25 protein-coding genes and 1 pseudogene are annotated in these 24,290 nt (G+C 66.8%); 15 read left to right on the top strand and 11 right to left on the bottom strand.

The features are described 5' to 3' along the window. The first annotated feature begins 37 nt into the window (after nucleotides 1-37). Both H1Q64_RS24270 and H1Q64_RS34155 read left to right on the top strand, forming a co-directional pair. The gene (locus tag H1Q64_RS24270) at nucleotides 38-301 is read left to right on the top strand and encodes a hypothetical protein (RefSeq protein WP_237907092.1); all 264 of its coding nucleotides are present in this window, start codon (nucleotides 38-40) and stop codon (nucleotides 299-301) included. Next, nucleotides 283-674, top strand: a pseudogene (locus H1Q64_RS34155) (DDE-type integrase/transposase/recombinase). Before H1Q64_RS24270 ends, H1Q64_RS34155 begins: the two are co-directional and overlap by 19 nt. Here the strand turns inward: H1Q64_RS34155 and H1Q64_RS24265 are convergent. Next, nucleotides 614-1,600, bottom strand: coding sequence for an AraC family transcriptional regulator (locus tag H1Q64_RS24265; protein WP_237907091.1), 987 nt, complete (start codon nucleotides 1,598-1,600; stop codon nucleotides 614-616). The pseudogene H1Q64_RS34155 and the gene H1Q64_RS24265 sit on opposite strands and share 61 nt — an antisense overlap. 86 nt (nucleotides 1,601-1,686) lie before the next feature. Here H1Q64_RS24265 and H1Q64_RS24260 point away from each other — a divergent pair, with 86 nt between their 5' ends. Continuing rightward, nucleotides 1,687-2,670 carry an oxidoreductase gene (locus H1Q64_RS24260; RefSeq protein ID WP_237907090.1) on the top strand — a complete coding sequence of 328 codons (984 nt, stop codon included), beginning with the start codon at nucleotides 1,687-1,689 and terminating at the stop codon, nucleotides 2,668-2,670. A 4-nt stretch (nucleotides 2,671-2,674) separates the two neighbouring features. Here the strand turns inward: H1Q64_RS24260 and H1Q64_RS24255 are convergent, their stop codons facing one another. Next, on the bottom strand, nucleotides 2,675-3,649 hold the full coding sequence (locus tag H1Q64_RS24255; RefSeq protein WP_237907089.1) for a GlxA family transcriptional regulator: 975 nt from the start codon (nucleotides 3,647-3,649) through the stop codon (nucleotides 2,675-2,677). Between the two features lie 264 nt (nucleotides 3,650-3,913). Here H1Q64_RS24255 and H1Q64_RS24250 point away from each other — a divergent pair, with 264 nt between their 5' ends. The 4 genes from H1Q64_RS24250 to H1Q64_RS24235 all read left to right on the top strand — a co-directional run bounded on the left by H1Q64_RS24250 (nucleotide 3,914) and on the right by H1Q64_RS24235 (nucleotide 6,922). Beyond that, a complete protein-coding gene (locus H1Q64_RS24250; protein ID WP_237907184.1) occupies nucleotides 3,914-4,744 on the top strand; it encodes an alpha/beta fold hydrolase in 831 nt (276 codons plus the stop codon). 29 nt (nucleotides 4,745-4,773) lie between these two features. Next, complete coding sequence (locus H1Q64_RS24245; protein WP_237907088.1) at nucleotides 4,774-5,526, top strand: SDR family oxidoreductase; 753 nt, start codon at nucleotides 4,774-4,776, stop codon at nucleotides 5,524-5,526. A 28-nt stretch (nucleotides 5,527-5,554) separates the two neighbouring features. Next, a complete protein-coding gene (locus H1Q64_RS24240; protein WP_419468863.1) occupies nucleotides 5,555-6,001 on the top strand; it encodes a cupin domain-containing protein in 447 nt (148 codons plus the stop codon). Between the two features lie 87 nt (nucleotides 6,002-6,088). Further along, the gene (locus H1Q64_RS24235) at nucleotides 6,089-6,922 is read left to right on the top strand and encodes an SDR family oxidoreductase (RefSeq protein ID WP_237907087.1); all 834 of its coding nucleotides are present in this window, start codon (nucleotides 6,089-6,091) and stop codon (nucleotides 6,920-6,922) included. Between the two features lie 180 nt (nucleotides 6,923-7,102). Here H1Q64_RS24235 and H1Q64_RS24230 read toward each other — a convergent pair whose 3' ends face one another. Next, nucleotides 7,103-7,852 (bottom strand): SDR family NAD(P)-dependent oxidoreductase, encoded by a 750-nt coding sequence (locus H1Q64_RS24230; protein ID WP_237907182.1) that lies wholly within the window; start codon nucleotides 7,850-7,852, stop codon nucleotides 7,103-7,105. A 97-nt stretch (nucleotides 7,853-7,949) separates the two neighbouring features. Between H1Q64_RS24230 and H1Q64_RS24225 the strand changes: the two genes are divergently transcribed. Continuing rightward, entirely contained in the window at nucleotides 7,950-8,867 is a 918-nt protein-coding gene (locus H1Q64_RS24225) for a LysR family transcriptional regulator (protein ID WP_237907086.1), read from the top strand. Between the two features lie 89 nt (nucleotides 8,868-8,956). Here the strand turns inward: H1Q64_RS24225 and H1Q64_RS34150 are convergent, their stop codons facing one another. The 4 genes from H1Q64_RS34150 to H1Q64_RS24205 form a co-directional block, all read right to left on the bottom strand. Further along, the gene (locus H1Q64_RS34150) at nucleotides 8,957-9,121 is read right to left on the bottom strand and encodes a hypothetical protein (RefSeq protein WP_419468862.1); all 165 of its coding nucleotides are present in this window, start codon (nucleotides 9,119-9,121) and stop codon (nucleotides 8,957-8,959) included. A 25-nt stretch (nucleotides 9,122-9,146) separates the two neighbouring features. After that, on the bottom strand, nucleotides 9,147-10,292 hold the full coding sequence (locus tag H1Q64_RS24215; protein WP_237907085.1) for an adenylate/guanylate cyclase domain-containing protein: 1,146 nt from the start codon (nucleotides 10,290-10,292) through the stop codon (nucleotides 9,147-9,149). 134 nt (nucleotides 10,293-10,426) lie between these two features. Next, nucleotides 10,427-12,001, bottom strand: coding sequence for an MDR family MFS transporter (locus H1Q64_RS24210; protein ID WP_237907084.1), 1,575 nt, complete (start codon nucleotides 11,999-12,001; stop codon nucleotides 10,427-10,429). A 28-nt stretch (nucleotides 12,002-12,029) separates the two neighbouring features. Continuing rightward, nucleotides 12,030-13,133, bottom strand: coding sequence for an HlyD family secretion protein (locus tag H1Q64_RS24205; RefSeq protein ID WP_237907083.1), 1,104 nt, complete (start codon nucleotides 13,131-13,133; stop codon nucleotides 12,030-12,032). Nucleotides 13,134-13,291: 158 nt separating this feature from the next. Between H1Q64_RS24205 and H1Q64_RS24200 the strand changes: the two genes are divergently transcribed. The 7 genes from H1Q64_RS24200 (at nucleotide 13,292) to nirK (ending at nucleotide 19,019) form a co-directional block, all read left to right on the top strand. Next, a complete protein-coding gene (locus H1Q64_RS24200) occupies nucleotides 13,292-14,257 on the top strand; it encodes a LysR family transcriptional regulator (protein ID WP_237907082.1) in 966 nt (321 codons plus the stop codon). Between the two features lie 220 nt (nucleotides 14,258-14,477). Further along, nucleotides 14,478-15,233 carry an SDR family oxidoreductase gene (locus H1Q64_RS24195; RefSeq protein WP_237907081.1) on the top strand — a complete coding sequence of 252 codons (756 nt, stop codon included), beginning with the start codon at nucleotides 14,478-14,480 and terminating at the stop codon, nucleotides 15,231-15,233. A gap of 70 nt (nucleotides 15,234-15,303) precedes the next feature. Next, nucleotides 15,304-15,720, top strand: coding sequence for a cupin domain-containing protein (locus H1Q64_RS24190; protein ID WP_237907080.1), 417 nt, complete (start codon nucleotides 15,304-15,306; stop codon nucleotides 15,718-15,720). Between the two features lie 87 nt (nucleotides 15,721-15,807). Next, on the top strand, nucleotides 15,808-16,338 hold the full coding sequence (locus tag H1Q64_RS24185; RefSeq protein WP_237907079.1) for an RrF2 family transcriptional regulator: 531 nt from the start codon (nucleotides 15,808-15,810) through the stop codon (nucleotides 16,336-16,338). 393 nt (nucleotides 16,339-16,731) lie between these two features. Next, nucleotides 16,732-17,394: an alternative oxidase gene (locus H1Q64_RS24180; protein ID WP_237907078.1), complete on the top strand. Its 663-nt coding sequence runs from the start codon at nucleotides 16,732-16,734 to the stop codon at nucleotides 17,392-17,394. A gap of 20 nt (nucleotides 17,395-17,414) precedes the next feature. Beyond that, nucleotides 17,415-17,882 (top strand): group III truncated hemoglobin, encoded by a 468-nt coding sequence (locus tag H1Q64_RS24175; protein WP_237907077.1) that lies wholly within the window; start codon nucleotides 17,415-17,417, stop codon nucleotides 17,880-17,882. Between the two features lie 72 nt (nucleotides 17,883-17,954). Beyond that, nucleotides 17,955-19,019 (top strand): copper-containing nitrite reductase, encoded by a 1,065-nt coding sequence (nirK, locus tag H1Q64_RS24170; RefSeq protein ID WP_237907076.1) that lies wholly within the window; start codon nucleotides 17,955-17,957, stop codon nucleotides 19,017-19,019. Nucleotides 19,020-19,536: 517 nt separating this feature from the next. Here nirK and H1Q64_RS24165 read toward each other — a convergent pair. From H1Q64_RS24165 to H1Q64_RS24150, 4 genes are all read right to left on the bottom strand, one after another. Continuing rightward, nucleotides 19,537-21,075, bottom strand: coding sequence for an AMP-binding protein (locus H1Q64_RS24165; RefSeq protein ID WP_237907075.1), 1,539 nt, complete (start codon nucleotides 21,073-21,075; stop codon nucleotides 19,537-19,539). A 62-nt stretch (nucleotides 21,076-21,137) separates the two neighbouring features. Next, the gene (locus tag H1Q64_RS24160) at nucleotides 21,138-22,118 is read right to left on the bottom strand and encodes a quinone oxidoreductase family protein (protein ID WP_237907074.1); all 981 of its coding nucleotides are present in this window, start codon (nucleotides 22,116-22,118) and stop codon (nucleotides 21,138-21,140) included. 14 nt (nucleotides 22,119-22,132) lie between these two features. Next, nucleotides 22,133-23,044, bottom strand: coding sequence for a 3-hydroxyisobutyrate dehydrogenase (mmsB, locus tag H1Q64_RS24155; protein WP_237907073.1), 912 nt, complete (start codon nucleotides 23,042-23,044; stop codon nucleotides 22,133-22,135). 30 nt (nucleotides 23,045-23,074) lie between these two features. Further along, nucleotides 23,075-24,274 carry an ABC transporter substrate-binding protein gene (locus H1Q64_RS24150; protein ID WP_237907072.1) on the bottom strand — a complete coding sequence of 400 codons (1,200 nt, stop codon included), beginning with the start codon at nucleotides 24,272-24,274 and terminating at the stop codon, nucleotides 23,075-23,077. Between the last annotated feature and the right edge of the window lie 16 nt (nucleotides 24,275-24,290).

The raw sequence follows: 24,290 nt of genomic DNA, 5'->3' as shown, positions 1-24,290 counted from the left end.
TTGAAAAAGGCGCATGCACTGCCCGCACTACCACCCGATGGCGACGACCGAGCGTACGGGTTCGGTGCTGAGCCGGCTGCAGGTACCAACCGACATCGTCATTCTGATAGTGCTCTGGAGGCTGCGCCTGAAGATGAGCTTGCGGGATTTGGCCGAGGTCCTGCTGCTGCGAGGCTTTGTCTTCTCTCATGAGGCGGTGCGCGAACAGGAGGCCAGAATCGCCCCCTGCTCACCGATGCCTTGCGCCAGCGTCGTCGATGCAAGATCGGCCGGAGCTGGTACGTGGACGAGACCCACCTGAAGGTCGGCGGACGGCGGCGCTACCTGCACCGGGTCATCGACAGTGATGGCGCCCTGTCGACGTCTGCCTCAGTGAACACCGCGACCAGGTCGCCGCTGAACGGTTCTTTCGCTCGGCCGTGGCGGTGGCGGTGGCGGGCATTACACCGGAGACGATCACCTCCGACAAGCACGCCGCCTATCCCTCAAGCCTTCGCGGAAGTGTTCGGGAATGCCGTCGACCACCGCGCTTCCAAGGACAAAAACAACCATTTGGAGCAAGATCACCGTGGGATGAAAGGGCGCACACAGCCGATGCGCGACTGTCGGGCGATCAACTTCTGATCGTGGGACCGCGATCCGAAGCGACCTGTCTGTCCGCCCCCGTCCGGTAGCGCGCCGGCGAGACCCCCATGATCCGCCGGAACGTGGCGCTGAAGGCGCTGTCCGACAGATAGCCGAGCGAGGCGGCGATGACGGAGACGGGTTCCTGCCCTTGCCGCAGCCGCGTCGCGGCGAGGCGCATGCGCCAGCGCAGCATGTAATCGATCGGGGGAACCCCCACGCGCTCCCGAAAGGCGGCGGCGAAGCTGGAGCGCGACTGCCCGGCGATGCCCGCCAGTTCCGCAAGCGTCCAGTTGCGGCAGGGCTCGGCGTGGATGGCGCCGAGGACCCGGCCGATCGAGGGATCCAGGCTGGCCGCCAGCCAGTTGGCGCCTTGCGGCGGCTGCTCACTCAGATGCGTCCGCAAGGCGTGGACGAACATTAAGCGCAACAGGTCGTTGCAGGCGAGCTGAGACCCCACCGTCCCGCCGCGCCATTCCCGATCAAGCTGCTCCAGCAGCCAGCCGACCGGCGCGGCCCCCGGGGCTTCGCCGCGGATCATCAGCAGCCCCGGCAGCAGGTCGAACAGCAGGCCACCGTCCAGCCGGTCGAACCGCACGCTGCCGCCGAGGAACCGCACCTCGTTCCCGTCGCCGCCGGGCGCGCCACTTCCCGCGTTGACGCTGGCCTCACCGCCCGGCGCATGAAACACTTCCGCGGCCGGGACGGGGGGCAGGTCCGGCGCGCTCGCCAGGACGAAGCCACCGCGCACCACCACGAAGCAATCGCCGGCATCGAGGCGCTGCGGCGCTTCCGGCCCATCCGGCCGGATCCAGCAGGTGCCCGCTGTCACCACATTGAACTTGATGGCGTTCGGCGGCTGGAAGCGGATCGACCAGTCACCCCTGGCGGCGAGGCGCGCGGAGCACAGGGTCTGGGCCTGCATCAGGCGGAGCACATCCGACAGCACGTCGGCGGGCGCGTTCTGGACGATCACGACAGGATTCCGGACGGGGCTGAATGGATCATCCCGCGCATATAGGTGACGATGGCTTCCGACACCACACCCTGCGAAGAGGCCCTATGATATCCCCCGACCAGACACCCATCGGGTCCGGCTTCGGTCCCGCCACCACCGCCGCCGAGGCCGTCCGCGGCATCGATCTCCGCGGGCGGGTGGCGGTGGTCACCGGAGGCTATTCCGGCATCGGGCTGGAGACGACGCGCGCGCTCGCCGAGGCCGGCGCAATGGTCATCGTACCGGCCCGGGATCACACCCGGGCGGCGGCGGCGCTGGCCGGCCTCGACCGCGTCGAGTTGGAGGCGCTTGACCTCGCGGACGCCGCCTCGATCGCCGCCTTCGCCCGGCGCTTCCGCGAGACCGGGCGGCCGCTGTCGATCCTCGTCAACAGCGCCGGCATCATGGCGACGCCACTTTACCGCGACGCCGACGGGCGCGAGGGGCAGTTCGCGACGAATCATCTCGGCCATTTCCGGCTGACCCTGGCCTTGTGGCCGGCGCTGCTCGCGGCGGGACGCGATGCGGGTGGCGCGCGCGTCGTGTCGGTTTCGTCGCGTGGCCACCAGATCGCCGGAATCGATTTCGACGACCTCGACTTCGAACGGCGCCCGTATGACAAGTGGATCGCCTACGGCCAGTCCAAGACCGCCAACGCACTGTTCGCCGTGGCCCTGGATCGCCGCGGCCGGGAGCACGGGGTGCGTGCCTACGCGCTGCATCCGGGACAGATCCTCACCGAGCTGAGCCGCCACCTGAGCGCCGAGGAGATCGCCGGTTTCGACGCCCTGGACGCGGAGGGGCGCCCGCGCATCGACCCGTCCCGCGGCATGAAGACCGTCGCGCAAGGGGCGGCCACCAGCGTCTGGTGCGCGACCAGCCCGCGGCTCGACGGCCTCGGCGGGATCTATTGCGAGGATTGCGACGTCGCCCCGGTCCATAGCGCGGCGACGGGGCGGCGCGGCGTGCATCCCTGGGCCGCGGACGATGCGCTTGCCGAGCGGCTGTGGCGCGTCTCAGAGGCCCTGACCGGTGCCTCCCCGCCCTGACCCGTCACGGTGCCATCTGCCGGAACTGGCGTCGAAGCTCCTGCGGGGTCTGGCCGAGAACGCGCAGGAAGCTCTGGCACATGCGGTCCGGGTCGATGAAGCCGACGAGGCGGGCGATTTCCGCGAAGGTCTGCCGGCCGTCCTCCACCATCGTCCGCGCCGCCTCCACCCGCATCCGCTCCACGGCCTTGGCCGGCGTCATGCCGGTGGAGGTGGTGAAGGCGCGTCCGAACTGCCGCACGCTGAGATGCGCCACGTCGGCCAGCCGCTCCACCGAGAGATCCGCCGCCAGATTCTCCCGCGCGAAGCTCAGCGTGCGGCGGATGCGGTCGGACCCCGGATCGAAGTCGAGCAGGGAGGAATACTGGTACTGGCCGCCGGGGCGCCGGTAATAGACGACAAGCATGCGGGCAAGCGACCGCGCCGCTTCCTGGCCCAGATCCTCCTCGATCAGGGCGAGCGTCATGTCGATCCCCGCCGATAGGCCCGCCGACGTCCAGACACCGCCGTCGCAGGTGTGAATGCGGTCGCCGTCCACCCGCAGGTTCGGGTAGCGCGCCTGGAGCCGCGGCGCGTAGAACCAGTGGGTGGTCGCCGGCCGCCCGTCGAGGATGCCGCTCGCGGCGAGGATAAAGGCCCCCGTGCAGACGCTGGCGATCCTCCGGGTGTGGGGCGCCGCCGCGGCGATGGCCGCCGCAAGCGCCTTCACCGATGGCCCTTCCGGCGGTTCCGGCGCGCCGACCACGATGAGCGTGTCCGCCGGGCTGTCGGCGCAGACTTCGGCGCCGGCTTCCGGCATGGGGGCGGTGATGACCTCCAACCCGCAGGAACTGCGCACCGGACCGCCCGCGACCGAGGCGACGGAGAGTCGGTAGCACTCCCCGCACAGCCGGTTGGCGAAGGAGAAGGCATCGAGCGGCCCACCGAGATCGAGCAGCACGAAGCCCGGATGGACCAGGAAACGCACGTGACGGGTCATGTCCGAAATCCCGGGAATGACGTCCTTTGAGACATCATCGACGCGCGATAGCCTGCGGTCAACCTCCAGCGTTCAACGGAGCGTCCCATGACCAACCCGCCTCGTGCCGAACCGCCCCTTCCAGACCCGGCGGACCCGGTCCGCCGCAAGCTCCTGGGCTTTGGAGCGGGTACCGCCCTGCTGGCGGTGCTGCCCATCCCACCTGCGGCCGCTCAGACCGCGCCGGGGCCGACGCCCTCCTCCCCCCTCGACCGGAGTCCAACCATGAGCACCATCACCACCAAGGACGGCGTTTCGATCTTCTACAAGGACTGGGGTCCCCGCAGCGGGCAGCCCGTCGTCTTCCACCACGGCTGGCCGCTCAGCGCGGACGACTGGGACAGCCAGATGCTGTTCTTCGCGGACAAGGGCTATCGCGTGATCGCCCACGACCGCCGCGGCCATGGGCGTTCCGCGCAGGTCGGCGAGGGTCACGACATGGACCATTATGCGGCCGATGCCGCGGCGGTGGTGGAGCATCTCGACCTGCGCGACGCCATCCACATCGGCCATTCCACCGGCGGCGGCGAAGCCACCCGCTACGTCGCCCGCCATGGCCGGGGGCGCGTCGCCAAGCTCGTCCTCATCGGGGCGGTGCCCCCCATCATGGTGAAGACCGCGGCCAACCCCGGAGGCCTGCCGATCGCGGTGTTCGACGATTTCCGCCGCCAGCTCGCCGCGAACCGGGCGCAGTTCTACCTCGACATCCCGAGCGGCCCCTTCTACGGCTTCAACCGGCCCGGTGCGGCGGTATCGCAGGGCGTTATCCAAAACTGGTGGCGGCAGGCCATGATGGGGGGCGCCAAGGCCCAGTATGACGGGGTCAAGGCCTTCTCGGAGACCGACTTCACCGAAGACCTCAAGGCTATCGACGTGCCGACGCTGGTCATGCACGGCGACGACGACCAGATCGTGCCCATCGCCGATTCCGCGCTGCTGTCGGTCAAGCTGCTCAAGGCCGGCACCCTCAAGGTCTACGAGCGCCTCCCGCACGGGATGTGCACGACCCACGCCGACGTGGTGAACCCCGATCTCCTGTCCTTCATCGCCGGCTGACGCCCGGCCCCCGATCCGAGGTGCATCCCATGAAGATCGTCGTCATCGGCGGAACCGGTCTGATCGGTTCCAAGCTCGCCGCCCTCCTGCGCGACCACGGCCATGCGGTGGTCGCCGCGTCGCCCAGCACGGGGGTCGACACCCTCACCGGCGCCGGCCTTGCCGACGCCCTCGCCGGCGCCGCGGTGGTGATCGACGTTGCCAACGCGCCCTCCTTCGAGGATCGGGCGGTGATGGACTTCTTCCAGACGTCCGGCCGCAACCTGCTCGCGGCGGAAGCCGCCGCTGGTATCGGGCACCATGTCGTCCTGTCCATCGTCAACACCGACCGGATGCCCGACAACGGCTATTTCCGGGCCAAGGCGGAGCAGGAACGGCTGGTCGCCGCCTCCGGCATTCCCCACTCCATCGTCCGGGCCACCCAGTTCATGGAGTTCCTTGGGGCCATCGCCGCCACCCACGCAGACGGCGACACGGTGCGGCTGGCCACCGGTCTCTTCCAACCGATCGCCGCCGACGATGTGGCGGCCATCCTGGCCGAGACGGCGCTCGGCGCGCCGCGCAACGGCGTCATCGACATCGCCGGCCCGGACCGCGCGCCGTTCCCGGCGATCGTCGGCCGCTACATGGCGGCGGTCGGCGACGACCGCGGGGTGGTCGGCGACCCGGAGGCCCGTTACTTCGGCGGCCGTGTCGAGGAACTATCCCTGGTGCCGACCGGCGAGGCCCGCCTCGGCCGCATCGGCCTGGACGCCTGGCTCCGCCGGGCACCGCGCCGCTGATCCTGCACCACCCATCCGGAGAATTCCCATGACTCGCCATGCCGGCGCGCTGACGCGCGTCCTGCTCTCCACCGCGGCCCTGGCCCTCGCCGCACTGCCGCCGTCCATCGCCCTGGCCGACCTGCCGGGAAGCCGGAACGCCAAGGTCACGCAGGTCTACGAGCACGCGCTGCCGGATGTTCCCGGCAAAAGCATCCGGGGCGTGCTGGTCGAATACGGCCCGGGCGGCTACTCGCCGTCACATACCCACGCGAAATCGGCGCTCATCTACGCCACCGTGCTGGAGGGGGCGGTGCGCAGCCAGATCAACGGCGGCCCGGTCAGGACCTTCCAGGCCGGAGAGAATTTCACCGAGCTGCCGGGCGACCACCACAACGTCAGCGCCAACGCCAGCGACAGCCAGCCGGCCAAGCTCCTTGCGGTCTTCGTGGTCGACACGGCGGAGACGGAGTTGACGACTCCCGACCGACAGTGATGCCCCCTCCCGGCCGCGAAGAACGGCTGGCTTATCGCAACCAATGGAGCGACCTCGCAACGAACGCTCCCGACAAGGAAGGCCCCCATGACCCGCACCGTGCTCATCACCGGCTGTTCGAGCGGCTTCGGCGAAGCAACTGCCCGTCTGTTCGCCGCCCGCGGCTGGAACGTCGTCGCCACCATGCGCTCGCCGGGGGCCGGCGCCGAATTCGCCGCGCTGGACCGTGTCCTGGTCACGCGGCTGGACGTCCAGGATCCGGCGAGCATCGAGGCGGCGGTCGCGGCGGCCATCGACCGCTTCGGCCGGATCGACGTGCTTGTGAACAACGCCGGTTTCGGCCTGTTCGGCGTGTTCGAATCCACACCGCGCGAGAAGGTTCTGGAACAGTTCGAGGTCAACGTCTTCGGCATGATGGACGTGACCCGCGCCGTGCTTCCCCATTTCCGCGCCAACCGATCGGGGGTAATCGTCAATGTCGGCTCCGGCGCCGGGGTCTTCGCGCTGCCGATGATTTCACTCTACTGTGCGTCCAAGTTCGCCCTGGAAGGATTCTCCGAATCACTGTCCTACGAGTTGTCGGGCATCGGCATTTCCGTGAAGATCGTCGAGCCCGGTGGCGTGACCAGCACCAACTTCGGGCAGCGTAGCGGCCAGGAGGCGTCCGTCGGCAAGACCCTGCCCGACTATGAGCCCTTCGTCACTGCGGCCAACGCGGTGTTCGCCGGCCTTCGCGCCTCCCGCGGCGCCGCCACCAGCGAGGAGGTGGCGGAGGTGATCCACACCGCCGCCACGGACGGCACGGACCAGCTCCGCTACGTGGCGACCGAGGACATAAAGCCGCTGGTCGCCGCCCGCCGAGAAACCTCGGAAGCCGAGTATCTCGCCTTCATGCGCGCGCGGGTCGCTCCCAGGCTGTAGGCTCTGTACGGCCTGCCACCCGCTGCCGGACGCCGCTCATTGATGCTCTCCGTGTCACCGGAGGCGGGGTCCGGCCGATGCAACCCCGACCTGTCCGGCCGGGGAACACTCCGCCAGGGATCTGACCACACGTCCGGGGGGCACACCACCGCCTCACACGAGCCCATGTGGTAGCCGGTCCTAAAGCAGCGTCATCCCGCCGTCGACGCGCAAGTCGATGCCGTTCACGAAGCCGCCGTCGTCGCTGGCGAGGAACAGGGCGGCATGCGCCAGTTCCTCAGGACACCCAAGGCGGCCAAGCGGGATCGACCGCGCCAGATCCTGCTCGAAGGATGGCCGGTCGTCCGGCTGTATGCCGAGCTTGTCCAGAATCGGCGTGTCCACGGGACCGGGGCTCAGCACATTGACACGGATGCGCCGGTTGCGGAGTTCGAGCGCCCAACTCCGCGCGAAGGCGCCCAGCGCCGCCTTGCTGCCGGCATAGACCGCATGCCCGTCCAGCGCCTTCCCGCTCGCGATCGAGCCGGTCAGGATGATGGCTCCACCGTCGCGCATCAGAGGAAGCGCCTTGGTGACCCCGAAGAACACGCCGCGTGTGTTGGTGGCGAACTGGGCATCATAGTCCGCTTCCGTCACCACCGCCGAAGGTGCGATGATGTTGACGCCGGCGTTGGCCATGTAGATGTCGATCGCGCCGAACTTTTCCCGCACCACCGAGACCAGCCGGTCATGCGCGGCGAGGTCGGCCACGTCGCCGACCAGCCCGACCGCGTCCTGCCCGAGCGTTGCGGCGGCCTGTTCCACAGCCTCCCTACGGCGGCCGGTAATCACGACTCTGGCTCCTTCAGCCACGAACATCGTGGCTGCGGCAAGGCCGATGCCGCTGTTACCGCCGGTGACGACGGCGATTTTTCCCGCAAGCTTACCCATGGTACTCTCCATCATGAAGAACACCGGGTATCTGGTCGCCGCGGCCGGTTGGAATTAGCCTGGTGTGCGGACAAGCACCTGTTCCGGATCGTCCCGAATGCCCGTTCCCGACCGCACCCACGACTTGCTGGCCTTCCTGCGCACAGCGGAAACCGGATCCTTCACCGGTGCCGCCCGCCGGCTCGGCACCACTCCGTCGGCCATTTCGAAGAGTGTTGCCAGACTGGAGCGGCAGTTCGGCGTGCGGCTGTTCCATCGCTCCACCCGCAACCTCGCACTGACCGCCGAGGCTGTCGCCTACGCGGAACGAGTTGCACCGCTCCTGCGTGCCATCGAAGACGCTGGGGACATTCTCCAGCCTGGACGCACCGCTCAGGGACTGCTGCGCGTGACGATGCCTGCCGATCTCGGCGCGGCTTTGATGGAGCCGCTGGCACGCGAGGTACTCGGGCGAAATCCTGGGTTGAAGATCGACGTCAGTCTGACGGACCGGCATGTCGACCTGATCCGCGAAGGCTATGACGTCGCATTGCGCGCCGGCCTCCTTGCCGATACCGAATTGACCTCGCGGCGGTTGGGGGCGCTTCCGATGGTCCTCGTTGCCTCTCCAGCCTATCTGGCGGCACGCGGCGTCCCGCGAACCGTCGCGGCGCTCCGCACACACACTCATGTCCGCTACACGGTCGCCGGCCGCGCCTTTCCGATCACCTTCGCCGACGGAAGCTCCTTCCTGCCAGAGAGCGTGCTCGATACCGACAGCGGCGCGGGCCTCCGCGGCGCGGCACTGGCGGGGGTGGGCATCGCACAGGTCATGCGCGTCGCGGTGCAGGATGGGCTGGAGACGGGAAAGCTGCAGGTGGTGCTGCCGGAGGCGCCACTGCCCGCCGTGCCGGTTCAGGCGCTTCACGCCTTCGCGCGCCACCTTCCCCTGCGCGTCCGACTGTTCATCGACTTCGCGGCTGCTCAAATCGCCAAGCTCGCCGCCAACGGGACGCCCCAGCCTGGTCAGGTGTGATGTCTCCCACCTTCCTCCGCCCGGGCTCCTTGTGACGTTTTTGTCGATGCCATGGACGAGTTTGAAGCCACTTCAACGAACCGTTCCGGTCACGAGCCTCTCTCTCCCGTCCGGCGGTATGGAAAACGGGAGGCTGCGGAAGGCCGAGCATCGACGCCATGCTGCATCAGGTGGTTCTTCGAGATGCCGTACACCTGCGCGATCTCGCTGATGGTCGGCATTCCGTCCTGCCGCCCGGCCAGATACATGAGCATGCGCAGCGCGTAATCCGTATAGGCCTCATGAGGGTTGTCGGTCGGATGGACTGCCGATCCGTTCATAGAGGTCGACCGGTTCGGCAAATCCTTTCAAGCTGTAGGTTCCGGCAGGTGTAGTGTGATCAGGCGGCAGCAATTCGGCAAAGCGCCTGGACATCAGCAGCGGATGGTCGGTGCGGCTACCCACGGCCTGGATGCGGCTGACCAGATTCACATCGGGTCCGATCACGGTGAAGTCCAGCCTCCGTCCCGATCCAATGTTGCCGTAGCTCACCTCCCCATAATGCAAGGCGATGGTCGCAGCCAGCGGCGGATCGGCCACGGCCAAGGCGGTGAGGCGGGCGCAGACCTCCTCGGCCGCGTGCAGCGCCGCCGCGCAGGCCGCTTCCGGCGGGTTGCCAGGGAAGAAGGCCAGGACGGCATCTCCCATGAACTTCAGGACCTCGCCGCTGGCGCTCGCGATGGCCGGCAGCACCTGATCGAAATAGAGATCCAGCAGTTCCAGCACGCGGGCACCCGGCAAACGGTTCGACAGGCTCGTAAAGCCGCGCATATCGCACAGCATCAACGCCGTGCGCAGCGTCTCCATCTGGCCGCGCCGGATATGGCCGGCCAGGATGCGCCGGGCTGTTCCCGGGCCGACGAATGTGTCGAGCAGTGTCAACTCCACCTGCCGCAGGGTTCGCAGTTCACAGCTGTTGCGCAGCGCCGGCAGAATCCGGTCCAGCGCGGCGCGTTCGCCGACGGAGAAGCCGCGCGTCCTCACCGTGCCGAAGGCGGCGGCGCTGACCGGTCCATCGGCGGTGTTGAGCGGCACGATCAGCAGTTCGGCAAGGCCGCGCCCGGCAAAGACGTCCATCAGCGGCCAGGGCGAATTCGTCGGATCGGTCGGCCGCACCAGAAGCGTCTCGCCGCTGTCCATCACCCGCCGCACCGGGCTGCCGAGGAATCCGGCCGACACCTCCATGCCATGCTCCCGGTCGTGAATTTCCACCGGTTCGTTCGGAGCCCAGGCGATGGTGCGACCGAGAATCTCCGGATGGAGTGTGCGCAAGTGGAGCGTCAGCCGGTCGATGGGCAGTCCAACCGACCGCAGCCGCCGTCCCAGCCCGGCGATGAACGCCGCTTCGTCCATGGCATGGCAATCATCGCCCGCCAGCCATTCCACGATGTCCAGGATCCGTGCGGAACCGTGGAGCCGGTGGCGTTCCCCGCTGCCGGCAGGCCAGGGATGGGTGGTCGCCGATCGGCTGGATAGGTGTCTCATGACATCCCTCCGGATTGTCGGGCAAGAGCCGCCGTTCAATGGGCGCCGCCCCCGCTCAGATGGTCGGGCTTCTTCAGCAGCAGGGTCGCGAGCAGGGCGACGAGCAGGGCGGCACCAAGCAGGCAAAAGGCATCGCCGAACGCCATGACGTAGGCCTGCTTGCGCACCACCGCGCCGATGGCGACATAGGCGCGCCGCCCGGCGTCGAGCGGGTCGGTGATGCCGTGCGACTGGAAGTACCGCGTCAGTTGCTCGATGCGGGCGACGGTCGCCGGCTCGAACAGCGACACCGCGTGCGACAGGATGTTGGAGTGGAACTGCTCGCGTTTCGTCAGGAAGGTCTGCAGCAGGGCGATGCCCACGGCCCCTCCCAGGTTCCGCATCATGTTGAACAGGCCGGAGGCGGAGCCTGCGTTCTCCTTCTCGATCCCGGCGGTCGCCACCGCCGACAGCGGCGCGAAGACCAGCGCTTGCCCGATGGCACGGATGATGTTCGGCACCAGCAGCTGGTCGGCAGCGTAGGAGGCGGTCATGGCGATGTTCATGAAGGCGCTGCCGGCGAAGAGCGAGAAGCCAACGGCGATCAGCAGGCGCGCATCGAACCGCTTCATCAGGCGCGGAACCAGCGGGATCAGCAGAAGCTGCGGCAGCCCGGTCCAGGCCAGCACGCCACCGATCTGTTCCGCATTGTAGCCCTGGATGCGCGACAGGTAGACGGGCAGCACGAAGACGGACCCATAGAGCGCCACACCCAGCATGAAGTTCGCCAGGATGCCGAAGCCGAAGTTGCGCCGCACCAGCAGCCGCAGGTTCAGCAGCGGCCGGGCGCTGCGCAGCTCGATCCACAGGAACAGTCCCAGCGAGACCGCCGCCACGACGCTCAGGCGCAGGATGAAGGGCGAACCGAACCAGTCCTCCTTGTTGCCTTCTTCCAGCACGGTCTGCAATGCGCCAAGCCCCACCGCCATCGTGACGATCCCAGGCCAGTCGCCGGTCTTCAGCAGGTGGAGCTTCATGGGCGCGGGGTCCAGCGAGAAGGCCAGCAGGCCGACCATCACGGCGCCGGGGATCAGATTGACGTAGAAGATGTACTGCCAGCCCCAGTTTTCCGTCAGATAGCCGCCGATGGTCGGCCCGATCGCCGGGGCGAAGGTCGCCGACAGGGCGAACAGGGCGAGCCCGGTGGACTGCTGCGCCTTGGGCAGAAGCGTGATGATGATGGTGAAGGCCATCGGGATCAGCACGCCGCCGCTGAAACCCTGGATGGCACGCAGGACGATCATCTGCTCCAGGTTCGCGGCAAAGGCGCAGAGGACGGAGAAGACGAGAAACAGCACCGCGTTAACCAGCAGATAGCGGCGGATGGAGAAGACCTGGGCCAGCCAGCCGCTCAGGGGGATCACAACGATCTCGGCCACCAGATAGGCGGTGGAGATCCAGCCGCCGTCGTCGATGCCGGCGCCGATCGCACCCTGGATGTCGGCGAGTGACGCATTGACGATCTGGATGTTGAGCACCGCCATGAATGCGCCCAGCGTCGAACCGGTCACGGCGAGCCAGTTGCGGGTGGAGGCAGCGCCGGCCGGGCCGGCTGAGGCAGGAATGGACATGGTCTTGGTCCTTTGCCCAGAGGGGTGCTCAGCTTGCGGGCGTCGCCGTTTCGCGGGTGTCGATGGTCGGCTCGACCGACATGCCGGGGCGCAGAAGGCCCGACAGGGGACCGGGATCCAGGACGATCCTCACGGGGATGCGCTGCACGATCTTGGTGAAGTTGCCGGTCGCATTGTCCGGGGGCAGCAGGGCGAATTCCAGCCCGCTGGCTGGCGACAGGCTGTCCACATGGCCCCTCAGCTCGACGCCGGGGAAGCCGTCCACCGCGATCTCCACCGGCTGCCCGGCATGGACGTGGGTCAGCTGGGTTTCCTTGAAATTCGCAACGACATAGACCGCCTGCAGCGGCACTACGGCCATCAGCTGCGTGCCTGTCTGCACATATTGGCCGACCCGCAGCGAGCGGGCGCCGACCGTGCCGGAGATCGGGGCGGCAATGACCGTGTAGGACAGGTTCAGCCGCGCCTGTTCCAGCGCGCTGCGGCTTCGGTCGCGCTGTGCCTCCGCCTTGCCCTGCTCGGTGACCAGCACCGCGACCTTGTTCTCGGCGGCCACCAGAGCGGCGCGGTCGCCGCGCAGCTTGGCCTGCGCCTGTCCCAGGGTCGACTCCGCCTGCTGCGCCCGCTGGGTCGTGCCGTAGCCAGTCTGCATCAGGTTGCTGTAGCGTGCATTGTCCTTCTGCGCGAAGACCAGCGCGACCTCGCTCGCCGCCACATCGGCTTTCTCCTGTTCGATCAGCGACCGCTGCAGCACGATCTGGGCGTCCAGGTTGCGGATCGCCGCCTCCGCCGTCTCCAGGTCGGCCTGGGCTTGATCCAACGCAACGCGGAAATCACGGTCGTCGATCCGCGCCAGTGGCTGACCGGCAACGACGCGCTCGTTGTCCTGCACCAGAACCTCGGCGATATAGCCGGACACCTTGGGCGCGATCACCGTGTGATCGGCTTTGACATAGGCGTCGTCGGTGCTTTCCAGATGCCGACCGACCGTCCAGTAGCGATAGCCGGCGTTGCCGGCCGCGGTGACACCGCCGAGAAGAGCCAGCGCGAGCGCCATGCGCTTCAGCGCCTTGCGCGCGCCGAGCGCGGCAGGCGTCGCTCCGGCCTCTTCGCCGTGAGTGAGTTCAACCATGGCACCCATCCTTTCCGAGGTATTCGCGGGGGCTTTGGCCGTCCCGAACCGCGATGTCAGGATGGGTGCGGGGGCGTCGGTTGAGAATTCGGGAAAGACTGGAAAGCTTATCCAGTGTGAGTGGATAATCGTGGCGAACCAGGGCGGCGGGGGTGCGCGTGGACCGGCTGACGAGCCTGACGGCCTTTGTGCGGGTGGTGGAGTGCGGCGGCTTCTCCGCGGCGGCGCGGCGGCTGAACCTGTCCGTCACCATGGTGAGCAACCATGTCCAGGCGCTGGAGGACCGGTTGGCGGTCCGCCTGCTGAACCGGACCACGCGGCGGGTCAGCCTGACCGACGCCGGCCGCGCCTATTACGACCGCTGCGTCACTATCCTCGCCGATCTGGAAGCCGCGGACGAGCTGGCGGTGGCGCTGAACGCGACGCCGCGGGGAACCCTGCGCCTGCACATCGGCACGCACCTCGCCCGCTTCATCGCGCCGGTGATCGGCGACTTCGTCACACGCTACCCGGCAATTTCGGTGGAACTGACCATCGGCGAGGCTTCGGTGGACATCGTGGACGAAGGATTCGACCTCGCGGTGCACCCGTTGCAGCCGCAGAACACCAGCCTGATCTGCCGGCGGCTGACGCCCTGGCGGCACGTGCTGTGCGCGGCGCCGGCCTATCTGGAAAAGCACGGCATTCCCCAAAACCTGGAGGATCTGGCGAACCATAATTGCCTGCGCTACAGCCATTATCCGTTCGGCAATGAGTGGCGTTTCATCGGACCGGACCAGTCGGGCGTGTCGGCACGGGTGTCCGGCAATCTGGTGACCAACAGCGCGGAAACCCTGCTGCTGGTCGCTTTGAGCGGCGAGGGGCTGCTGCTGCTGCCCAGCTTTATCGTACTGGACGATTTGCGCAACGGAGCCCTGTGCCGGCTGCTGCCGGACCACCGGCCGGTGGAGTTCGCCATCAACGCCATCTATCCGCACCGGGATCACCTGTCCACCAAGGTGAGAACCTTCATCGACCTGTTGGCCGTGCATTTCGCCCGGCATCGCGAATGGCTGAACCCCTTCGACCCCACCTCTGCACGGTCAGAAGCCGGGCCCGACGGGGTGACCCTGCACCAGGACTGAACAGCCTTAAAAAGCGCCATCAGCACCCGGCCACCGAAACGCTGATAAAATTAGTCTGCGTTTTATGCTTGCGCGGCTGAACACGGACGGATATTGTCCGCGTTACCGGATGGCGGCCGGATCACGGCGATCAGCAGGGACCGAATGCCCGCTGCCGCCTTTCGCCATTCCCCGGCTTCTCAATCAGGCAACGGATGCCCGTCGGACAGGAGAGGGACTCATGAAAATCGTCGTCATCGGTGGAACGGGACTGATCGGTTCCAAGCTTGTCGCCATCCTGAGCGCCAGCGGCCATGAGGTCGTGGCCGCTTCGCCCAGCAAGGGCGTGAACACCATCACCGGCGAAGGATTGGCCGGTGCGCTGAACGGCGCTGCGGTCGTTGTCGACGTGTCCAATGTCCCGTCCTTCGACGAAGGGGTCGTGACCGACTTCTTCCGGACCTCCGGCGGCAATCTGGCCGCGGTCGAGGCGAAGGCCGGTGTCCGCCACCATGTCGCCCTGTCGATCGTCGGTACCGACCGCGTCGCCGACCTTGGCTATTTCCGTGCCAAGGTGGAACAGGAACGGCTGATCGCGCAGTCCGGCATTCCCTACACCGTTGTCCGCGCCACCCAGTTCCTGGAATTCCTCGCCGGCATCGCCGACGGCCATGCCGACGGCGACACGGTGCGGCTGGCGCCGGTGCAGTTCCAGCCGATTGCCGCGGACGATGTGGCGGCCGTCCTGGCAGAGACCGCCCTGGCGCAGCCGCTCAACGGCCTCATCGACATTGCCGGCCCGGACCGCGGCCCCTTCGCCGACATCGTCGGCCGTTATCTGACGGCGGTGGGCGACCGCCGCACCGCTGTCAGCGATCCGGCAGCCCGCTATTTCGGCGGCCGCGTCACCGAGTTTTCCCTGGTCCCCACCGGCCCGGCCCGCCTCGGCCAGATCAACCTGACTGACTGGCTCAATCGGTCCAAGGCCGGCGTCTGATCGACTTTCCGCCGCAGGGCGTCTTTACCGGCGTCCAATCAAAGCCATCGATTGCCGAAGGAGCAGAACCATGAAACGCTTTCTCGCCCCCTTGCTGGTCGCGACCCTGCCGTTCGCCACGGCTCTCGCGGATACTCCCCAGCCGAAAAATGCCAAGGTGACTTTGGTCTACGAACACGCACTGCCCGACGTGCCCGGCAAGAGCGTCAAGGGCGTGCTGGTCGAATATGGTCCGGGCGGCTCTTCACCTGCCCATACCCATGCGAAGTCGGCGCTCATCTACGCCACCGTGCTGGAAGGGGCGATCCGCAGCAAGGTCAATGACGGCCCGGCCAAAACCTATCGTGTCGGCGAGAACTTCACCGAACTGCCGGGCGACCATCATGGGGTCAGCGCCAACGCCAGCGACACCAAGCCGGCGAAACTCCTTGCGGTCTTCGTTGTGGACACCGCTGATACGGAGTTGACCACGCCGGACAAGAAGTGACGGAGGCGTTGCGGAACAGGGACGGCTTGCGCTTTGAAACGCGGATTATTAATGTCCCCGTTCCCCTGTTTTCTATCGGAACCGGCCATGGCACATCTCACCGTCAGCGTTGAGTACGGCATTCACTGCCTCCTCTGGCTGGTCTCATCGGGTAACCAGCCACTGAGCAGCCGTGACCTGGCCGAACTGCAGGGCATCTCACCGTCTTTTCTGGCCAAGATTTTCCCGAAGCTTGAAAAGGCCGGACTCGTCATGGCTAGCGAAGGCGTGCGCGGCGGCTATCGACTCGCCAAAGCGCCGGAAGACATCACCTTTCTGGACATTGTCGATGCGATCGAAGGCGACAAGCCGCTTTTCGATTGCCAGGAAATCCGCGGTCGCTGTGCAGTGTTCGGCCAGCGACCGCCCTCCTGGGCGACATCCGGTGTCTGTGCGGTCCATGCGGTGATGATTCGCGCGGAAAAGGCGATGCGGGCCGTACTGGCCCAAGAGACGCTTGCCAACGTTGCCAACACATTCGGCCGGAAGGCCCCGGCAGAGTTCTCCGACGAAATCGCCAACTGGATTCAGGAGCGGTTCAGCGCCCGGACCACAGCACGCACATCGCGATCCAGCTGAAACGCCCCTCAATCCGGAAGCGAAGGGCAGCACGTCAGGCATCAAGCCCGTATCTGCCAAAGAGATCGGCCCCGCCATATACATTCATTGAATATGAATGTTTTAATTTGCTGCAGATCGCCGCGTTGCGATGCAGTCTGCTTAGCATCTGCTTCAGCATCTAGTATGCGCCCCATGAGGCGTTAGACGCTCAGGATCCGCTTCGAACGCGGACTGGTGCGACAATCTGTCCATTCTTAAAGATGCATTTATAGTGCATATTATTCCCATGACATCGCACGATTGCCGCCACCGGCGACGCGCTTGATCCACCGGACATCCACTCACGCTGAAGACGCCGGCGGCCATCGTCGATCGGGCGCGCCAGCGCACCGGAGCCAAGGAGCTCACATCATGAAGCCTCTCATCCTCACCACGCATCACACGCCGCGCGACCTCAGTGACCGCATCGCGCTGGGCTTCACCAAGGCACTGCGCCTGCTGGCCGACACCTTTTTCGCCAAACGCTACGGCCATCGCGCCATCGTGCTGGAAACGGTTGCGGCGGTTCCGGGCATGGTCGGCGCGACGTTGCAGCATCTGCGCTGCCTGCGCCGCATGCAGCACGACCAGGGCTGGATTCACACCCTGCTCGACGAGGCGGAGAACGAACGCATGCACCTGATGACCTTCATCGAGGTGGCGAAACCGAACTGGCTGGAACGCGTCCTGATCCTGCTGACCCAGGGTGCCTTCTACAACGCCTTCTTCCTGCTGTACCTGATCTCGCCGAAGACGGCCCACCGCGTGGTCGGCTATTTCGAAGAGGAAGCGGTCGTCAGCTACACCGGCTATCTCGCCGAGATCGACGCCGGCCGGCACGCGAACCCGCCGGCCCCGCGCCTCGCCATCGATTACTGGAAGCTTCCGGAAGCCGCGACCTTGCGCGATGTCGTACTCGCCGTCCGCAACGACGAGGCCAACCATCGCGACGTGAACCACGGCTTCGCCGACACGCTGGCGGGCCAGCCGTCCGCCGACGTGGACCGCCGCGACGAGTCGCGCAAGGCTGCTTGACCGGGAAGGAGCCATTGACCATGAACGCCGCACCCCACCGCACGCACCGGGACATCGTCATCGCCGAACGCGTCGCTGCAACCGGCATCGACGAAGCGATGATCCGGACGCTCGTCCATGCCTTCTACGGAAAGGTTCGAGCCGACGCGACGCTGGGGCCGGTGTTCGACCGGACCATCACCGACTGGGAGCCGCATCTGCGCACCATGGAGGATTTCTGGTCGTCGGTCGCCCTGCTTTCGGGCCGCTACCACGGCCGTCCGATGCCGCTGCATGCCAACCTAGACATCGGGCCGGCGCAGTTTGACCGTTGGCTGTCGCTGTTCTCCGACACAGCCGCCGAGGTCTGCCCGCCCGCCGCCGCCGCTTTTTTCACCGACCGCGCGCGCAACATCGCGCGCAGCCTGCTCACCGGGCTTTATTGGAGTTGTGACAAAAGCAAGAGAAATTCGAAAAAACAGGGCATTGCCCTTTCTTCAAATTCTTGACGGCCGTCAAGTAATCGGGGCGTGAAATCCGGGATGTTGGCTTCAGAAGCAACACTCGCCCTGGATTGCATCATGAAAACCAAGACCTTCCTCGCCACCGTCAGCGCCGCCGCCCTCATCGCCCTGTCGGGGATCGGCGCCGCATCGGCCACCACGCTGTACGCCGAGCCGAAGGTCAAGGAGCCGGCGGTCGACATCGTCCAGGACCCCGCGGCGGTCCCGGCGCCGGAAGCGGCGGGCACGCGCGCGCCCAAGACCCACAATGTCGTGCTGACCACGACCGAGGTCGAAGCCAGGCTGGATGACGGCACGACCTACACCTACTGGACGTTCAACAACAAGGTTCCCGGCCCGATGGTCCGCGTCCGTGTCGGCGACACGGTGAACGTGTCCATGACGAACGCGCCCGGGTCGGTCATGAACCATTCCATTGATTTCCACGCGGCCACCGGTTTCCTCGGCGGCGGACAGATCACCCAGGCGGAGCCGGGCCAGACCAAGGAATTCTCGTTCAAGGCGATGGCGCCGGGCGTCTACGTCTATCACTGCGCCACGCCGATGGTCGCTCAGCACATCGCCAAGGGCATGTTCGGCCTGATCGTGGTGGAGCCCGAAGGCGGCCTGCCGAAGGTCGACAAGGAATTCTATGTGATGCAGCAGGAGATCTACGCCACCAAGGCGAAGAACCTGCCGGCGGCGGAGGATGACTACGACGGCTTGGTCAACGAGAAGCCCGGCTATCTGGTGTTCAACGGCGCCGTGGGTGGGCTGGTGAAGGACAAGCCGCTGAAGGCCAGTGTGGGCGAAACCGTGCGCATCTGGTTCGGTGTCGGTGGGCCGAACTTCACCTCGTCGTTCCATGTCATCGGCGAGATCTTCGATCGCGTCCACAATCTCGGTGCCCTGGACACGCCGCCGCTGAAGAATGTCCAGACGGTCACGGTGGCGCCGGGCGGGGCGACGATGGTGGAGTTCAAGGTCGACTATCCGGGCAAGTACGCCTTGGTCGACCACGCTCTGAGCCGCGCCACCAAGGGGCTCATCGGCATTCTGGAAGTCGATGGCAAGGCGGACGACAGCGTCATCCTCGACAAGAGCGGCGACTCCCGCAAGCAGCTCGGTGAGATGAAGCATTGATCCCACCCCGGTGGGATGCGCAGGGGGAGGGTGGGGTGAGAGCCTGCCTTCCTCCGTTGGGCATTTCCCGCTTGCCGGCGGTGCTTGGCCGTGCCGTTTGCGCGAGGACAAAGAGGCCCTCGCATCATCGTGGCATGATCCGGTTATGACCTTTCCATCCTTTTATGATGCGGCGCCGCGGCTCGTCGTGTGCGATCCGCTCAGCGCGTTCCTCGGCGCGGCCGAGGACAGAAGCTCCGGATTTCGCAAACGGATGCTGCGCTGGAACTCGTCGCTCCAGTCGATGAGGACATAGTGACTGAACCGCTCCGGATTTTCCGGAGGCCATTTGGTCTGGGTCAGGCCGCCACGGCCCGAGGATACCGACAACTGTATCAGCGAGCCTCAGGGATCGGTGCGGCCGTGGGCTGCGCGGAACCAATGCTCCGCCTGCTGACGACAGGCTTCGGCATTGACGGGATCGCTCGGCGTCGCCGGCGCGGTTCACTATGGCCCTTTGCCTTCGTGCGCCGACACCTCAACCGGTCGCGTCTCGCTTCCTGAACACGTCCTTGTGCTGCGAACTGAGTTCGTTCTTTAGAATCTTTCCCATGGCGTTCCGGGGCAGGGCATCCTGGACGATCACGGCCTTGGGCAGCTTGTATCCGGCGAGTTCGCGCGCCGCCCGTGCGAGAATGGAGGCTGGATCGAGCGGCTCGCCGCCCGGTTGGCGCTCGACGGCGGCCACCACGCCCTCGCCGAAATCGGGGTGGGGAACGCCGAAGACCGCGGTCTCGCCCACCCCATCGATGCGGTTGAGCACGATCTCCACCTCGCGCGGATAAACATTGTAGCCGCCGGAAATGATGATCTCCTTCGCGCGGCTGACCAGCGTGAGACGGCCGTCCGGCGCGGCGCGCGCCAGATCCCCCGTCATGAAGAAGCTGTCCGGCCGGAATTCCGCCGCCGTTTTTTCCGGCATCCGCCAATAGCCCTTGAACACGTTCGGACCGCGCAGTTCGAGGCCGCCGACCGTGCCCGCAGGCTGCGGCTGTCCGGCGGCGTCCACAACCCGGACCTCCAGCCCCGGCAGGGGGTAGCCGACCGTGCCGGGCAGACGCTCGCCGTCGAGAGGATTGGAGGCAATGATCGTGGTTTCCGTCATGCCGTAGCGTTCGAGAATCCGATGCCCGGTGCGAGCCTCGAACGCCTCGAAGATTTCCCGTGACAGAGGAGCCGAGCCGCAGGTGAACAGGCGCATGGTTCCGCAGCGCTCCCTGGCGAGCCGCGGGTCGGCCAGGAGGCGCGTGTAGAGCGTCGGGACGCCCATGAACACGGTGCTGTGCGGCAGATGCTCGATCACGGCGTCGGGCGTGAACTTGGGAAGGAAAACAGAGGACGCGCCCGCATACAGCATCGAGTTCAAGGCGATGAACAGGCCGTGTGCGTGGAAAATGGGCAGGGCATGCAACAGCACATCGGCTTCGGAGATGCCCCAAAGCGCGTTCAGTGTGCGGGTGCCAAAGGCCAGATTGCCGTGGGAGATCATGGCGCCCTTGGGGCGCCCCGTCGTTCCGGAGGTGTAGAGGATCGCCGCCACCTCGTCGGGACCCACCTCGGCGACACGCTCCCAGGGTGGCCGTCCGCGGCACGCCGCCATCACGGTTCCTTCGCCGTCCGGATCGAGCGTGAAGGTTCGGCACCCAGCCGGTGGCACCAGATCGCCCACGACCGGAGTCTGCCCGACGAACACCGTGGGTTCCGCGTCGTCGAGAAAGTAGCGCAGTTCGGCCAGCGTGTAGGCCGTGTTGAGCGGCAGGTAGATGGCCCCGAGTTGCAGGACGGCGAGATAAAGGCACACCGCCTCGGGCGACTTCGCCACCTGCACGGCGACCCGGTTTCCCGGACCGACGCCGGCCTCGTCAAGGAGGTGTGCCATGCGTCCGGCGGTTCGCCACAGGTCCGCGTAGGTCCAGGTCCGCCCCCTGTCGGTTCGCCCCGTATCGGTTCGCAGGGCCACCCGCGCGTCGGACGGTGCTCCGGGTTTCAAAAGCAGGCTGTAAAGATTGTGCGTCATTCCGGTGTTCCTGTCGCCGCGATGCGGGCCATGTCATTCCCTGAAGCGAAGGACGGTTCGCTTCAGGGAATGAGCACGATCGATCCCGTCGTGCGGCGGGCTTCCAGGTCGCGGTGCACCGATGCGGCCTCGGTGAGCGGCGTCCGATGGGCGATGCCGACCTGGACGCGGCCCGAGGCCAGGGCCTCGAACAGCCCGCCGGCCAGGGTCTCGATGTCGTCGCGGCTGCGGGTGACCGTGGCCAGGGTCGGCTTGGCGAGGAAGATCGAGCCCTTTTGCGCCAACACGCTGATATCCAAGGGCGGCACTGGGCCGCTCGCCTGTCCGAAGCTGACCATCAGGCCGAAGGGCTTCAGACAGTCCAGCGACGCCATGAAGGTGTCCTGCCCGACGGAGTCGTAGACCACGTCGACACCGCGACCGCCGGTGATGTCGCGGACGCGCGCGACGAAATCCTCCTCGCGGTAGAGGATGACGTGATCGCAGCCGGCGCCCCGGGCGACGGCCGCCTTTTCCGGCGAGCCGACCGTGCCGATCACCGTCGCCCCCAGAGCGTGCGCCCACTGGCACAGCATCTGGCCGACGCCGCCCGCCGCGGCGTGCACGAGAAGGGTTTCCCCCGCCTTGACCGGGTGAACGCGATGCAGCAGATACTGCGCCGTCGTCCCCTTGACCATCGCGGCGGCGGCCACCTCGTCCGGCACCGTGTCCGGCAGTTTCACCAAGCGGTGCGTGGGAACAATGCGCTGCTCGGCGTAGGCGCCGAGCAGCATCCAGTAGGCGACGCGGTCGCCGGGCGCCACATCGGTGACGCCGGGGCCGACCGCCTCGACGACGCCGGCGCCCTCCACACCCAGCACGGCTGGGCGTGGGATCGCGTACTGCCCGGAGAGGGCCGAGCGGTGATAGGTGTCGATGAGGTTGACGCCGATCGCCGTGTGGCGGACCAGGGCCTCCCCCGGGCCGGGCGGCGGCACGGCCACCTCCTCCCAGGCCAGGGCTTCGGGACCACCGGGCTGGTGGACGCGGATCGCATGAACCATGCTCGGTTTCCCTTTCACGCCGATGTCAGCCGTCCGGTGATCAGGGCGAAGACGGCGCTGAAATCCTTGTTTCCGTGACCGTGCTCCACAAGCATCTGGTAGAGCGCGGCGGCGCTGCCGGCGAGCGGCGTGGCGGCGCCGCTGGTGGCGGCCGCGTTCTGGGACAGGCGCATGTCCTTCAGCATCATGGCCGCCGCGAAGCCCGGCTGGTAGTCGCGGTTGGCCGGCGATGCCGGCACCGGCCCCGGAACCGGGCAATAGCTCTGCAAGGCCCAGCAATTGCCCGAGGACACGGTCATGACATCGTAGACCGTCTGGTGGTCGAGCCCGAGCTTCTCGGCCAGGGCGAACACCTCGCTGATGGCGACCATGCTCATGCCCGCCATCATGTTGTTGCAGATCTTCAGGGCTACGCCGTTCCCGGATGCGCCGACATGGAAGATTTTGGGACCCATGGCAGCCAGCACCGGGCGGGCGCGCTCGAAACCCTCGGCGGTGCCGCCGACCATGAAGGTCAGGGTCCCGGCCTGCGCCGCCGGAACGGCGCCGGACACCGGGGCGTCCACCATGACGAAACCGGCCTCGGCCGCCGCCTTGCTGACCGCCCGCGCGCTCTCCACGTCGATGGTGGAGCAGTCGATCAGCATCGTGCCCGGACGGGCGTGCGCCAGCACGCCGCCCTCACCCTCGTCTTGGCCCTCGTAGGCGGCCCGCACATGCTTTCCCGTCGGGATCATGCTGATGACGGTGTCGGCATCGGCCAGCGCATCGGCCAGCGTGGAAACCACGCGGCCACCGGCGGCGGCGTAGGCGTCGCGCGCCGCGGCCACCACGTCGTACCCGACGACGTCATGCCCGGCCTTGGTCAGGTTGTCGCACATGGGACGGCCCATGTTGCCGAGTCCGATGAAAGCAATCCGCGCCATGATTTTCCTCCGGAAGGGTCTTTCAGTGGGTCACTTCTTGACCAGGGAGCACTTGCTTTCGCTCAAGGGGATCGCCGCCTGGTCGCCGGGGATGGTGCGCTGAACCTTGTAATAATCCCAGGGTCCCTTGGACTCGGCCGGAGTCTTGACCTCGATCAGGTACATGTCACGGATGACCCGGCCGTCCTCGCGGACCTTGCCGCCCTTGGTGATGAGATCGTCGACGGGAAGTTCCCTCATCTTGGCGGCGACCACGGTGCCGTCGTCGGTGCCGGCCGCCTGCATCGCCTTCAGGTAATGCGTCACCGCCGAGTACACGCCGGCCTGGACCATGTTGGGTTTGCGCTTCATGCGCGCCTCGAAGCGCTCACCCAGCTTGCGGCTGCCCTCGTCGCGATCCCAGTAGTAGGCCGTGGTCGCGATCAGCCCCTTGGCGTTTTCAAGGCCGAGCGCATGCACGTCGCTGATCAGGACGGCCAGCCCGACGAGCTTCTGGCCGCTGCTGGTGATGCCGAACTCCGCCGCCTGCTTGACCGCGTTGGTGGTGTCCGTCCCGCCGTTGGCGAGCCCAATGATCGCGGCCTTGGACGCCTGTGCCTGGAGAAGGAAGGAGGAGAAATCGCTGTTGCCGAGCGGGTGCCTGACCTGCCCCAGCACCTTGCCGCCGTTCTCCTTGACCGTCTTGTCGATGTCGGCGGACATCTGATGACCGAAGGCATAGTCGGCGGTCAGCATGAACCAGTCCTTGCCGCCGTCCTGGACCACGGCGCGGGCGGTTCCGACCGCCTGGGAATAGGTGTCCCACATCCAGTGGAAGCCGTTGGGCGAGCAGTCTTCGTTGGTGAGGCGCGTCGTCCCCGGACCAGTGGCCAGGGTGATCTTCCCGCGTTCGCGGGCGAGGTTCTGGACCCCGATGGCGATGGCCGAATTGGTCAGGTCGGCGATGGCATGGACGCCCTGGGTGTCGAACCATTCGCGGGCCTTCGCCAGCCCGATGTCGGGCTTGTTCTGGTGGTCCGCCGACAGGATCTCGATCTTCTTGCCCAGAACCTGGCCGCCGAAATCCTCGACGGCCAGCCGCGCCGCCTCGACCGAACCGGCGCCGCCGAATTCGCTGTACAGACCCGACTGATCGTTCAGAACGCCGATCCGGATGACGTCGGCGGCCTGGGCCGCTCCCGCCGTCAAGGTCGTCGTGGCGAGAAGGGCGGCGATAAAGGACGTACGCATTCTTGTTTCCTCCCTT

The sequence above is a fragment of the Azospirillum brasilense genome, assembly GCF_022023855.1.
GTDB lineage: Bacteria > Pseudomonadota > Alphaproteobacteria > Azospirillales > Azospirillaceae > Azospirillum > Azospirillum brasilense_F.
The sequence above is the reverse complement of the archived record's forward strand: the minus strand, read 5'-3'. Positions and strand labels throughout refer to the sequence as shown.